This is a genomic window from Methylobacterium brachiatum (assembly GCF_900113845.1).
Lineage (GTDB): Bacteria > Pseudomonadota > Alphaproteobacteria > Rhizobiales > Beijerinckiaceae > Methylobacterium > Methylobacterium brachiatum.
The window spans coordinates 1-12,328 of record NZ_FOQW01000008.1; the positions used below are offsets into that span (position 1 = coordinate 1).

General features: G+C 65.4%; 9 protein-coding genes. 2 read left to right on the plus strand and 7 right to left on the minus strand.

Translation table 11 applies throughout. From position 1 onward, the window contains the following. The first annotated feature begins 59 nt into the window (after nucleotides 1–59). Both gmd and BMZ47_RS11470 read left to right on the plus strand, forming a co-directional pair. Entirely contained in the window at nucleotides 60–1,043 is a 984-nt protein-coding gene (gmd, locus tag BMZ47_RS11465; RefSeq protein ID WP_091862109.1) for a GDP-mannose 4,6-dehydratase, read from the plus strand. A gap of 79 nt (nucleotides 1,044–1,122) precedes the next feature. Then, on the plus strand, nucleotides 1,123–2,604 hold the full coding sequence (locus BMZ47_RS11470) for an aldehyde dehydrogenase (protein ID WP_091862112.1): 1,482 nt from the start codon (nucleotides 1,123–1,125) through the stop codon (nucleotides 2,602–2,604). A 69-nt stretch (nucleotides 2,605–2,673) separates the two neighbouring features. Here BMZ47_RS11470 and BMZ47_RS11475 read toward each other — a convergent pair whose 3' ends face one another. The 7 genes from BMZ47_RS11475 to BMZ47_RS11505 form a co-directional block, all read right to left on the minus strand. Further along, nucleotides 2,674–3,567, minus strand: coding sequence for a substrate-binding domain-containing protein (locus tag BMZ47_RS11475; protein WP_244536797.1), 894 nt, complete (start codon nucleotides 3,565–3,567; stop codon nucleotides 2,674–2,676). A 304-nt stretch (nucleotides 3,568–3,871) separates the two neighbouring features. Continuing rightward, the gene (locus BMZ47_RS11480; RefSeq protein ID WP_091862118.1) at nucleotides 3,872–5,581 is read right to left on the minus strand and encodes a methyl-accepting chemotaxis protein; all 1,710 of its coding nucleotides are present in this window, start codon (nucleotides 5,579–5,581) and stop codon (nucleotides 3,872–3,874) included. A gap of 300 nt (nucleotides 5,582–5,881) precedes the next feature. Beyond that, nucleotides 5,882–6,679, minus strand: a complete 798-nt coding sequence (locus BMZ47_RS11485) for a MetQ/NlpA family ABC transporter substrate-binding protein (RefSeq protein ID WP_167369034.1) — start codon at nucleotides 6,677–6,679, stop codon at nucleotides 5,882–5,884. 92 nt (nucleotides 6,680–6,771) lie between these two features. Continuing rightward, nucleotides 6,772–8,028 (minus strand): hypothetical protein, encoded by a 1,257-nt coding sequence (locus tag BMZ47_RS11490; protein WP_091862122.1) that lies wholly within the window; start codon nucleotides 8,026–8,028, stop codon nucleotides 6,772–6,774. Nucleotides 8,029–8,132: 104 nt separating this feature from the next. Further along, nucleotides 8,133–8,429 carry a hypothetical protein gene (locus tag BMZ47_RS11495; protein ID WP_091862125.1) on the minus strand — a complete coding sequence of 99 codons (297 nt, stop codon included), beginning with the start codon at nucleotides 8,427–8,429 and terminating at the stop codon, nucleotides 8,133–8,135. 410 nt (nucleotides 8,430–8,839) lie between these two features. Continuing rightward, nucleotides 8,840–10,141 (minus strand): IS701 family transposase, encoded by a 1,302-nt coding sequence (locus tag BMZ47_RS11500; protein ID WP_091862128.1) that lies wholly within the window; start codon nucleotides 10,139–10,141, stop codon nucleotides 8,840–8,842. Nucleotides 10,142–10,816: 675 nt separating this feature from the next. Then, a complete protein-coding gene (locus tag BMZ47_RS11505) occupies nucleotides 10,817–11,938 on the minus strand; it encodes a glycosyltransferase (protein ID WP_244536798.1) in 1,122 nt (373 codons plus the stop codon). Nucleotides 11,939–12,328 lie beyond the last annotated feature (390 nt).

A 12,328-nucleotide genomic window follows, 5' to 3' on the forward strand; every position in this document is an offset into this window, starting at 1 on the left:
CTTGACGCGCAGGCCGCCGCGGTCGTAGCAGCCGGGCAGCAACGGGACGGGACGGTTTCATGACGGGCAAGCGCGCGCTGATCACGGGGGTTACGGGCCAGGACGGCGCGTATCTGGCGCAGCTGCTGCTGCAGAAGGGCTACACGGTCACCGGCATCGTGCGCCGCTCCAGCCATGCCGGGGTGTTCGACCACAGGTTGAAGTGGCTCGGCATCCTCGACGATGTCGAGCTGGTCGACGGCAACCTGCTGGACCAGTCCGCCCTGCTGCGCATCGTCCAGACCGCCAAGCCGGACGAGATCTACAACCTCGCCGCCCAGTCCTTCGTCACCTCCTCCTGGCAGCAGCCGCTGCTCACCGGCCAGGTGACGGGCCTCGGCGCCGTGCACATGCTCGAATGCCTGCGCTCGGTCGCCCCCCAGGCCCGGTACTACCAGGCCTCGACCTCCGAGATGTTCGGCCTGATCCAGGACGCGCAGCAGAGCGAGACGACGCCGTTCTACCCGCGCTCGCCCTACGGCGTGGCCAAGCTCTACGCGCACTGGATGACGATCAACTACCGGGAGAGCTTCGGGCTGCACGCCTCGAACGGCATCCTGTTCAACCACGAGAGCCCGCTGCGGGGCGTCGAGTTCGTCACCCGCAAGGTCACGGACGCGGTGGCGCGGATCAAGCTCGGCAAGCAGAAGGAGCTGCGGCTGGGCAATATCGACGCCAAGCGCGACTGGGGCCACGCCCGGGACTACGTCCAGGCGATGTGGCTGATGCTGCAGCAGGACAAGCCGGACGATTACGTGATCGCCACCGGCCGCACGACGACGGTGCGGGACATGTGCGTGATCGCGTTCAAGCATGTCGGGCTGAACATCGACGACCACCTGGTGATCGACCCGGCCTTCTTCCGGCCGGCGGAGGTGGAGGTGCTGCTCGGCAACCCGGCCAAGGCCAAGGCGACCTTCGGCTGGGAGGCGCAGACCAGCCTCGAGTCGCTGATCACCGAGATGGTCGACGCCGACATCAAGCGCCTCAGCGCCAACGCCTGAGCCGCCCTGCACCGGCCGGTCTCGTCACCGGCCGGATTTCGGCTCATACCGCGCGCGTCATTCGCGAGAGAGGCGCGCCGTGAAAACCTATCAGCTCTACATCGACGGCCAGGACGTCGATCCGGTCGAGGGTTCGTGGTTCGAGTCCATCGACCCCTACCGGGGCGAGCCCTGGGCCAGGATCCCGCGCGCCTCCAAGGCCGATGTCGACAAGGCGGTCGCCGCCGCAAAGCGCGCCATGTGGGACGGCCCCTGGGCCACCATGACCGCCTCGGCCCGCGGCAAGGTTCTGCGCCGGATCGGCGACCTCGTGGAACGCGAGGCGAAGGCCCTCGCAGAGGTCGAGGTCCGCGACAACGGCAAGTTGTTCGCCGAGATGTACGGCCAGACCCGCTACCAGCCGGAATGGTGGTGGTACTATGCCGGTCTCGCCGACAAGGTCGAGGGCGCCCAGGTGCCGATCGACAAGCCGGAGACCTTCGCGTTCACCCGGCACGAGCCGGTGGGCGTGGTCGGGGCGCTCACCGCCTGGAACTCGCCGCTGCTGTTCGTGGCCTGGAAATGCGCCCCCGCGCTCGCGGCCGGCTGTGCCGTGGTGGTCAAGCCGTCGGAATTCGCCTCCGCCAGCACCCTGGAATTCGCCCGTCTGACCAAGGAAGCCGGGCTCCCGGACGGGATGTTCAACGTCATCACCGGCTACGGCGGCGAGGCGGGCAGCGCCATCGTCGAGCACCCGGACGTCGCCAAGATCACCTTCACGGGCTCGGATGTCACCGGCGCGAAGGTCTACGAGGCGGCCGCGCGCCAGATCAAGCGCGTGTCGCTCGAGCTCGGCGGCAAGTCGCCCAACATCGTGTTCGCCGATGCCGACCTGAAGGCGGCCGCCGCGGGCGCGATCTCGGGCATCTTCGCGGCGACCGGCCAGACCTGCATCGCCGGGTCCCGCCTGCTCGTGCAGAACAGCATCCGCGAGGAATTCGTCGCCCGGTTGATCGAGCTGGCCCGCACGGCCAAGCTCGGTGACCCGATGCAGGCGGACACCAATATCGGGCCGATCACCACGCCGCCGCAATACACCAAGGTGCTGGACTACATCGCGCTCGCCAAGAGCGAGGGCGCGCGCTGCGTGCTCGGCGGCAATCCCGCCTCCGGTCCCGGCGTGATCGGCGGCCAGTTCGTCGAGCCGACGATCTTCACCGGGGTCACCAACGACATGCGCATCGCGCAGGAGGAGGTGTTCGGCCCGGTCCTGTCGATCATCGGGTTCGAGGACGAGGCCGAGGCGCTCAAGCTCGGCAACGACGTGATCTACGGGCTCGCGGCCGGCGTCTGGACCCAGGATATCGGCCGGGCTCTGCGCATGTCGAAGGGCCTGCGCGCCGGCACGGTCTGGGTGAACACCTACCGGGCCGTCAGCTACATGATGCCGTTCGGCGGCATGAAGCGGTCCGGCATCGGCCGCGAGAGCGGCATCGAGTCGATCCGCGAGTATCTGGAGACCAAGAGCGTCTGGATCTCCACCAGCCGCGACACGCCCGAGAACCCGTTCGTGATGCGGTAGGGCTCTTAAGCCGCTTCGGCGGCGGCAATCTCGGCGCAGCGGTTTTTGGTCCCTGCGCCGGGGAAGCGCCTATTTCGAGAAATGCGTGGTCGACATCCGGTCGGTGACGAGTTCGAACGGCACCCAGTCGTATTGCTGCACCGGCTCCCGCCGGATCAGCTTGAGGGCGTCGTCCACCGCCCGGCGGGCCTGCAGGCCGGCATCCTGATAGACGGTCACGGCCATGCGCTTGCGCTGCATCGCCGCCAGGCCGTCGGGGGTCGCATCGATGCCGCCGATGAGGATCCGATCGGGCGGGATCCCGGCAGCCTCGATCGCGTCGGCGGCCCCGATGGCCATCTCGTCGTTGCTGGCGACGATCGCGTCGAGCGCGTTGCCCTTCGCCAGCCATCCGGCGACGAGCGTCGCAGCCATCCGCCGATCCCAATCCGCCGCCCCCTCTTCGACGATGCGCAGTCCTGGGAACTCGGCGGCCACTTCCTTGGCGCCCTGCGCGCGCAGGGCGGTTCCCGAATGCGTCGGGGGGCCCTTGATGATCGCGACGCGGCCCTTGCCGTCCAGCATCTGCGCGAGCTTCCGCATCTGCAGCCGGCCGGCGACGAGATCGTTGGACAGGACGAACGCGACACGGCCGGCAAACCAATCCTCGCGGGGGGCCATATTGGCGTAGACGAGGGGGATGTCGGCTTCCTGCGCGAGCCGCGTGATCGTCGCGTTCGAGGCCGTATCGACCGGCAGGACCAACAGGGCGTCGACCTTCGCGGCGATGAAACTCCGGACCTGCTCGACCTGCCGCTCGCCCGCTCCCTGCGGGGCATAGGCGAAGGTCACCGAAAGGTCGGGTTTCGTCTTGGCGTAAGTCTCGATACCGTCGCGGAGCAATGCGGTGAACCCGCTCGGCTCGATCATCGTGACGCCGATCGTGGTCGCCGAGGCCGGCATTGTGAGGCTCGCGAGCACCACGGCCCACACCGCAGGCTTCGGCCCCCTGACCCCAACGGAAGCCCGACAGAGGCCGCGGAGATCGATGCGCGAGCGGAGCGCCCGGGCGAGCGTTCGGGCCAGGGCCCGCATGCGGAGCGTTCGGATCATGGCGCTTGCACATCCTTGGACTGCGCGAGGCCTCGGCGACCGGTCCGGTCCAGAGATACGCGCAGGATCAACACGTCTGAGCTGGGTTCGCCGGCGCCGAACGTCGGAACGGTCCGCGTCGGGGACGATGTCGGAGCGGGTGGGTTGCCTGTTCCCGCATCGCGCGCGCGCCGCATCAGGCCGCCCGGATGCTGCTCAGGAACCGCTGGACTTCGTCGCCCAGCCGCTCGGCGTCGCGCGACAGGGCGCTGGCCGAGGTGAGCATCCGGTCCGCGGCCGCGCCGGTATGCTCCGCCGTTCCGGCGACCGTGGTGATGTTCGCCGTCACCTCGCCGGTGCCGTTGGCGGCCTGCGAGATGTTGAGGACGATCTCCTGGGTGGCAGCGCCCTGTTCCTCCACGGCCGCGGCGATCGAGGCGGCGGCCCCGCTCATGTCCTGCACCCGGGCCGCGATCCCCTCGATCGCCGCGACGGCGTCGGACGTCGATGCCTTGATCACCGAGACATGGCTGGCGATGTCGTCGGTCGCGCGCTTCGCCTCGCCCGCCAGCTGCTTGACCTCGGCGGCCACCACCGCGAAGCCACGGCCGGCATCGCCGGCCCGCGCGGCCTCGATGGCGGCATTGAGGGCCAGCAGGTTGGTCTGCGCCGCGATCTTCGCGATCAGCCGGACGACGTCACCGATCCGGTCCGCCGCCCCGCTGAGCACCTGCACGAACGCGATGGTCTGGGCGGCTTCCGCGGCGGCGCCAGTGGCCATCGCGGCGGAGCGTTCGGCCTGTCGCCCGACCTCCTGGACCGAGGCGCCGAGCTCGTCGGCGGCGGCGGCGATCATCCGCACGTTCGACTCGGCCTGCTCAGCCGCCGCCGCGACCGTCGTCGACTGGGTCGCCGTCTGACCGGCGACCTCGCTCATCTGGTGCGCCGTTCCCTGGAGCTGCGTCACGGCCGAGGCGACGGTGCCGACGATCCCGCCGACGGTCTCCTCGAAGCGCTCGGCCATGTCGCGCAGGACGACCTTGCGCTGCTGCTCCGCCTCCTGGCGAACCCGGGCCGCCTCCTCTTCCAGGGATTTGGCATGCAGCATGTTCTCCTTGAACACCTGCACCGCCCCGGCGATGGCGCCGATCTCGTCGCCCCGCTCGCCCCCGGGGATCACTACGGCAAGGTCGTTCTCGGCGAGACGCGCCATCACCCGCGTGATCATCGCGATCGGCGCGGCCACCCGGCGAACGATGAACCAGCTGATCCCCAGCGTGAGAATGGCCGCGATGGCCAAGGCCGCGATCACCGCCAGCCGCGAGGAGGCGCCGACCGCATCGGCGGCCGCCGTCTGCTCGAAGGCTCGCGCCTGCCGGTGGACCAGGACCGTATCCACCGCCTGGGTGAAGGCGACGGCGTCGGTCTGGAACGGCACGGCGAACACCGTATCGGCCAGTTCCCGCTCGCCGGCCCGATCCAGAGCGGTCGCCTCGGCCTCCACCGCCAGAAAGTGCTGCCAGGCCTCGCGCAGCCGGTGCGCCAGTTGCTGCTCATCGGTTCCGGCGACGGTCGGCGCATAGGCACTCCAGGCGGCGGAGAAGGCCTCCTGGGCTCGGACGGCATCGGCGAGATAGCGGCGGCGCTCATCGTCGGAGTGCGCGTTGTGTGCCAGCACGTCCAGGGCCCGCAATTCCTGGCTCAGTTCCTTCATCCGCCCGAGGATCGTGACGGCCTTGATCTCCCCGGCAATCGTTCGGCTGACCTCGTTCATCATACCGATGCGAAAAACAGAAAACAATCCTATTGCCGCGGATACAACAAACAGCGCGACCGAAGATCCGATGATGATGGAACGCAGGTTTAAAGACGAGGTTTTTCGCGGCTGTGAAGAATCGGCGTCCATATGCCATATCCGAGAATACTGATATTATTTTCCTATCATACTCTCACAAACAAATCAATAACTTAACGCTACGTATTTGATGTTATCTAGATTAAATACTCGGATGATCCGAAAGCTTGCTGTCTGTATCGATTAAAATATACAGGCCGTCAGAGCATTCGAAGTCCCGTCCGACACAGAACATCGACTTCCATCGATGACTCCAATAGACGGTCGTCCGTCGATCCGGCTCGACGGGGTCAAGTCCCGCCCCCGACGCGGCTCAGGCCTGGACATTCATCTCGGATTGCTGGCGCCGGATCAGGTGGTCCGAACGGGAATCACCGAGCCGCGATACCGGTCGCGCATGAACCGGGCCACCTCGGCGGAGGTCAGCAGGTCGGCGAGGCGCAGGATCCGCTCGTCCTTCGCCAGGGCTTGCGTGGTCACCAGGACATTCGCGTAGGGATTGCCCTCGGCGCGCTCCAGGGCGAGCGCGTCACGAGCCGGGACGAGCCCGGTTTCGAGGGCGTAATTGCCGTTGATGACGGCCAGGCTGACGTCGTCGAGGGAACGCGGGAGCTGCGCCGCGGCGACTTCGACGAAGCGGAGGCTCTTCGGATTCTCGGCGACCTCCCCTGCGGTCGCGAAGGCCCCGTCGCCACCGGGGCGGAGCCGGATCAGCCCGCTTTCCTGCAAGAGCTTCAGGCCGCGGCTGAAATTCGTGACGTTGTTCGGCAGCGCGACGCTCGCCCCCTGCGGCACCGCGGCGAGCGTCGTCACGCGCCGGGAATAGATCCCCAGGGGTTCGATATGCACCGCAGCCACCACGGCGAAGGTCACGCCGAGCTGGGCCTCCTCCGCATGCAGGAACGGCGCGTGCTGGAAGAAATTCGCGTCGGCATCCCCGTCCCTCAGGAGGGCGTTCGGGCGGATATCCCCGCTGGTCTCGATGAGCTTCAGCGGAAAGCCCGGCGCGAGCGTCCGCGTCACGAATTCGAGGATCTCCGAATGCGGCACCGAGGACGCGACCACCCGCAAGGGGGCGGCCGCTCGTGCGCGATGCGCCGTCAGGATCAAAGCCCCGGTGAGGACGGTGCGGCGGGTCGGTGAGGGCATCGGCATCTCGCGAGCCTGCATGTGACGGGGAGGGGAGGGCCGATCGGTCTGCGAGGGCCGCGCCGCTCACGGACGATCGGCTGCGGCGGCCATCAACGGACAGCCGCGCTGGCGATGGTCGCCGGCGGATCGCCCAGCAGGATCGCCCGCAGGGACCCTGCCGCGCCGGGCCGTGATTGCGCGAGGGCACGGCGGAGCGCCGCGATCGGCTTCGCGCAGGCGGGTTGCGCCGCGCGATGAACCAGCGACGCGGCGCGGCTCGGCATATCGTCGCCAGGGCTCACGACCTGCATGTCGGACGAACGCCGCGCGAGGAGCGACGCCAGGCCGGGGGCGCCGGCCCGAACGCGCCTGAGGGCCTCGTCGAGCGCGACGAGGTCGCCCTGCGCCAGGGCATAACAAATCTCGGCCTCCGCCATATTGGCGAGGACGAGGCGCCCGAGGGCACGGATGCTGGCGTCATCGACAGCGCGCAACCGCTGCCGCAGGGCCGCCGATGCCCGCTCGCGCAGACCCGCAAGGGCCTGCGCCTCCGTACGGCCGGCCAGATACCCGTGGCGATACCAGATGGCGATCGCATCGACCGCCCCGGGATCCAGACCGGACAGGATCGGGAGATTGCGGAGCATTTCCGCCCGGGCCGCTTGCGGACTGGGATCGGCGTCGAGGGTCGAGTCGGGGAACCGGTCGCTTCCGACCATCTCGGTCACGACGCCCGCCTCGCGCAGCCGGGACGGCTCCGGGATCCAGATATCCGCCGGCGCCACCGACAGGGTCCGGGCCACGAAATCCGAGGCCAGGCCCGCCGCGAGATACGCCGCGCGCTCGGCGGCTGGGTCGACCGTCTCGATCCGGCCATCCGGTCCCAATTCGTAGGGGGCGTGAAATCCGAGTTGCGCCCCCGTCGCCAGGTAGCGCGCCCGGCCGCGGACGAACACAAGCGTGCAGGCCGAGGCGCAGGCATCGGGCACGTAGGTCGCGAGCCGCCGTTCCGCGACCAGCGCTCCGAGCGCCACAGCCTCATCGACCAGGCCGCCATCGCTGGTCAGATGGATGCGCTCCACGCCCGGATTCGCGGCCAGCAGCGCCGCCACCCGCGCCGCGACGCCCTCGATCAGGTCGCCGGCCAACCGGATATCCCGCGCCCCCGGGCCGAGCGCCACGCGCGCTGCCACTTCGGGCGATCCGTCATCGAGCCGTTCGGCTTGGACGGCGCGCGCCGGCACGGCGGCGGACACCGCCCCGTCTTCCAGCGGCGCGATCGCAGCGAAACAGGCGGCGCCCATCAAGGCGACGCGCAGAAGCGCCTTCGCCGGGTGAGCCCACCCGGACGTCAGCATCGTGTTCATGGCGGATACTCCAGCCCGGGTCGTCGCGCGTGGGACCGGTCGCGGGGACGCTCTGGAGCGGTCGCTGCGCTGTCGGGCGTTCGAAGGCGGGGAGCCGGCAGAGCCTATTGCAGGTAGGCGACGAACATCTCGGCGACCGCTCGCGCCGCGTAATCCGACGGCGTCTCGCCGCGCCAGACCGGGAACGCGTCGACGATCTCTCGGCCATCGAGGATCTGGGCGACCTCGTCGGCCATCAGCCCTTCGTCGAGGGCATTCGCCAGGGCGGCGCGCCCATGCGCGTGATAGGGCGGCAGATCGCCGGGCCGGGCGGGCTGATCCGCGGATCCGAAGATGAAGAGCCCCCGAGGGGCCGTGTTGTTACGGAACGTCGTGGAATTCAGGGTGCCGTGCGTGCGCATCGTCAGTCGTCTCCAAAATCAGGTTGCGTGTCGGTCTCTCGAACCGACAACACCGCGCCTGAGACGACTGTGCAGCCAGGGTTTTCCGTCCGTCGATACTCACACGAATCTCCATCCGGCGGGTCTATCGTCCGCTTCCGGGACAAGAGAAGATTAGTATGTGGGGGCGGAAATGTGCTTCTAATTAAGACGCACGCGGCAGACGAACCTTTCGTCTACTCGGGTCTCCGGAGTAGAGACCCGTTTTAAGCCGCAAACGTTCTCATCGCTCTGGTATGAGCAAAACATCCGGGCGAAGCATAGAATATGCTCCGAACCGCTTGCGTGAGTGCGGTCGTCTTTATCGCAACGCTATTGAAATTAGCACTACTTTGGCAGATTGATGTCAGGGCGGCAGATCGAGTGCAGCGTCACAGTGTGGACATCGGCGCGGTGATGGCCGGCTGAGGTAGTTGAGGATGGCCTGCCGGATCGCCGGCATCGAGGGCTGAGGCGGTGGGCAGCCGATTCTTTTTTTTCCGCCCTGTTGCTGCCAGGCGCCGGGATTGCAGAAAGGCGTAGGCCATCATCGTCATCAGCGCGTGCCGATTCAGCCCGGTCCAGGATCGGCCCTCGAAGTGGTCGAGGCCGAGTTCCCCCTTCATCTGCTGGTGGGCCTGCTCGCAGATCCAGCGCGCCTTGATCGTTGCGGCGAGCTGCTTGAGGGTCGCGTCGGCGGGCAGGTTCGAGAGGTAGTACTTGCGCTCGCCCGAGCCGCGCTCCTCGCGCACCAGCCAGACCTCGTCGCCGGGCAGGTGCTGGTTGCCTTGCGTGCCGATCCGCTGGGTCGGGCCATCGGCCATCCGGACGCGCAGCGCGCAGAAGCGAGCCCGCAGCCGACCTTTGGTGCCGCGCCGCCAAGTCACCGATCGGCCGCTCATGTCCGTCAGGATCGTCTCCGCTGCGACCGAGACTTGATCCGGGACGTGACGCTTGCGCGGTCGCCCACGCCCCGCGACGGGGAAGATCATCGTCACGTCGGCCGGGTAGACCTTGCTGCGTCCCGAGATCCCGACGGCCCAGCTCAGGCCACGCGCGCTCAGGGCCTGCCGGAACGGGGCGGACCCATACCCGGCATCGGCCAGCACGCAGCCGAAGCGCACGCCACCCTCCCGGACCCGGTCGATCTCCGCGACCGCGATCTCCAGCTTGGTACGGGCCGCGCGCAGGCCCTCGGGTACGCCGGCCGATACCATCCGATCCGGGTCGCCCGTCCAGCTCTCGGGCAGGAACAGCGCCAAGCCGACCGCTACGGGCACTTCGCCACGCGCCAGCGTGAGCGACACCAGCGTCTGGCAGTTGGCGGTCTTACCCAGCGTCGTCGCGTATTGCGGTACGACCCCAACCGAGCGGTTACCCTTCTTCGGCAAGGCGGTGTCGTCGACGACCAGGATCGCATCCGCACCTCCGACGAGGCGATGGGCCTCGCCGAGAAGCGCCCGTTGAAGCGGGGCTTTATCCCAGATCCCGGCCGCGATGAAGTGGTGCAGCCGATCGTAGGGCACCCCCTCGGCCCGCGCCGCCATCGGCTGGATGCTTTTGCGATCACCCAGGCCGATCAGCCCCGCCACGTACAGCGGGCACATCGCTCGGCGCGCCGGATGCGACAGACCCGCGAGGAACGGCTGTAGCCACCGCTCCAGATCCTCACGCCATCCGCCAGCACCGGACATCGTGATCCCCCATGACCATCGCCATGGCACGCGAATCCGCGAGGATCCCACCTCGTTCCCTCAGTCTGCCAAAGTAGTGTTAGGCGACAACCACAGATAATTATGAAGTTTGCCAAATAAATAAATGAATGAATAACTTTTGTATTGCAACATATAAGTATTCGTGCGAGACGAATAAACTGTGACGCCACATCAAAAAACCAAGTCGAATCAGTGTTTTGTATCCTTGACGGCCAAAATGGTCAGCAGCAGCTACTTGGATCGCCTCACAAAATGCGCGCGGCATTGTAGCGTGGCCAGGGCGGCGTTGTAAGAACTGGGGTTTTCGGAGGCTCATATACCAATAAGTTCAGCGCCTGCATCGTCTGCCACATGATGGGTCCAAGAAAGTTATAAACAATCATGGCTCAATTACATTGACACCCGACCATTCATATTCCACATAAATGCAGCAAGCAGTAGCCATCGAATTTCACGATCTCATTTTTGAAAATTTTCTGGTCAAGGGCACAAATATCAGCCTCATAACCATATCAGACAAGCCAGTTTCCACAACTCGGGCGCTGGCGCTGCGCGGCGTGTAATGCGCAAGCAGTCCCAAGCGAGTTCAAATGTCCCATACCACCTTGCGATTCAGAATGGCCAGACACAAGATACAAAAATACTTCCAAAAACTTACCAACTTGGGCTGTAGACAGAAATATAAGACGATTGATTTGCACCCCATGCCGGATCAACCATTTGGGCAAGCGCTTTACGCGCAAGATCGACGCGTTGCGGCCGATCATCGGCAGGAAATTCCGGGCGGCTAAGCATGGCAAGACAAGCCGAGATACAGACCCTGGGCTGACTTGTGTTGAAGGCGTTCACTGCAATTTTATCCTGCATACCGTAATTATACATCCAGGGCTGAAGAAAAAGCCCGTCCGCCGGAAACGTTAGTTTAACCCCAGCAGCAGCATAATGGTATCCTTCGACAAAGCGCCCCTTGCTCTGACAATACCGACTGGCGTGGTAGCGCGCTTCGACACGCCTCGGATTCAGGTCAATGGCCGCGTCAAAAGTAGCAATTACTTTATCGAAAGTCTCGTCGAGTGACTCCATCAACAAGGCGGCACTTAGGTAACTGATATAAATTTCCTCATCCCAAAACCCAAGCTTGGTGCGCTTTAGATAGGCATCGAGGGCCTTCCGTTTCTCCGAACAATCTCGATAGCTTTGAGCGAGATAAAACGTGTAGCGGGAAATCAGGAAAGGATCCTTTTCTTCCTTGATGGCTCGCTCTAGAATTTCAGCATCCCGCACATAGGTTGCATCGTCGCGACGACGTGCGCCATCATGGCCTCGCCTCATAGCAAGTGGTAGCGGTGCAGTCCAAGCCAGCTCCCTGCAGTCCGCAAATTCATGCAGAACGCCCCGGTAGCACCACGGCATCGCGTTCTTGAATAATTGCGTGCGCGGATATCGTGTCGTTATGTCATGTATCTGAACGCTATACCCAGGCGCATCGAGATTTGGCATTACGAAGCCTGCCGGGATGAGTAGCTCGTCGTCCGCATCGATGACGAGCGTATAGTCGCCATGCGGCCGGGCAAGATCCAGGGCCTCGGTGCGGTTGTAGGCGAAATCGACCCAGGGGCGCTCCACCAGGGTGCCCGGAATATCGGCCATGGCGGCCCGGATGATGTCCTGCGTTCCGTCGGTCGAGCCGGTGTCGACGATGATCCAATGATCAATAACCGGCTTCACAGAATCGAGGCAGCGTCGAATAACCGGCGCCTCGTTCTTTACGATCATCGACAAGCATATCTTTTGACCGGACGGAGTCATCTTCGAAACATTTCCTGACGCAAGGACAAGCAGGGCCCGGTGACGTGATTCAAGCTTGTACCGTGGAGCCGGGACTTTCGCAAAGCGCGCGAACGTCGATGGACTGAGAATGTTCCGCTTTACGCTGGGCGCTGTGCCGAGATTTGAGGCTATTGTCTCCGCAATCCATGCATCAAGACGCGATAATGCATTATTTTAACCGAAATAAATTAAATTATACCGGGGCATGACGCCTGACGTGCGATGAATTGAAGGCCCGGAAATGTCGAAACAGTCGATCGGCACAGCAGTCCGGTCTGGCCTGCCCGGCAATCGCGCTCATTCGACGATGTGCTTCAGGAAGCGGCTCGCGGGCGG

Excerpts from the sequence above, each read along its gene's own strand:
- BMZ47_RS11485 (WP_167369034.1), bottom strand. The coding sequence starts at position 6,679 with ATGCCCTCACCGACCCGCCGCACCGTCCTCACCGGGGCTTTGATCCTG.
- BMZ47_RS11500 (WP_091862128.1), bottom strand. The coding sequence starts at position 10,141 with ATGTCCGGTGCTGGCGGATGGCGTGAGGATCTGGAGCGGTGGCTACAG.
- BMZ47_RS11495 (WP_091862125.1), bottom strand. The coding sequence starts at position 8,429 with ATGCGCACGCACGGCACCCTGAATTCCACGACGTTCCGTAACAACACG.
- BMZ47_RS11505 (WP_244536798.1), bottom strand. The coding sequence starts at position 11,938 with ATGATCGTAAAGAACGAGGCGCCGGTTATTCGACGCTGCCTCGATTCT.
- BMZ47_RS11490 (WP_091862122.1), bottom strand. The coding sequence starts at position 8,028 with ATGAACACGATGCTGACGTCCGGGTGGGCTCACCCGGCGAAGGCGCTT.
- gmd (WP_091862109.1), top strand. The coding sequence starts at position 60 with ATGACGGGCAAGCGCGCGCTGATCACGGGGGTTACGGGCCAGGACGGC.
- BMZ47_RS11480 (WP_091862118.1), bottom strand. The coding sequence starts at position 5,581 with ATGGACGCCGATTCTTCACAGCCGCGAAAAACCTCGTCTTTAAACCTG.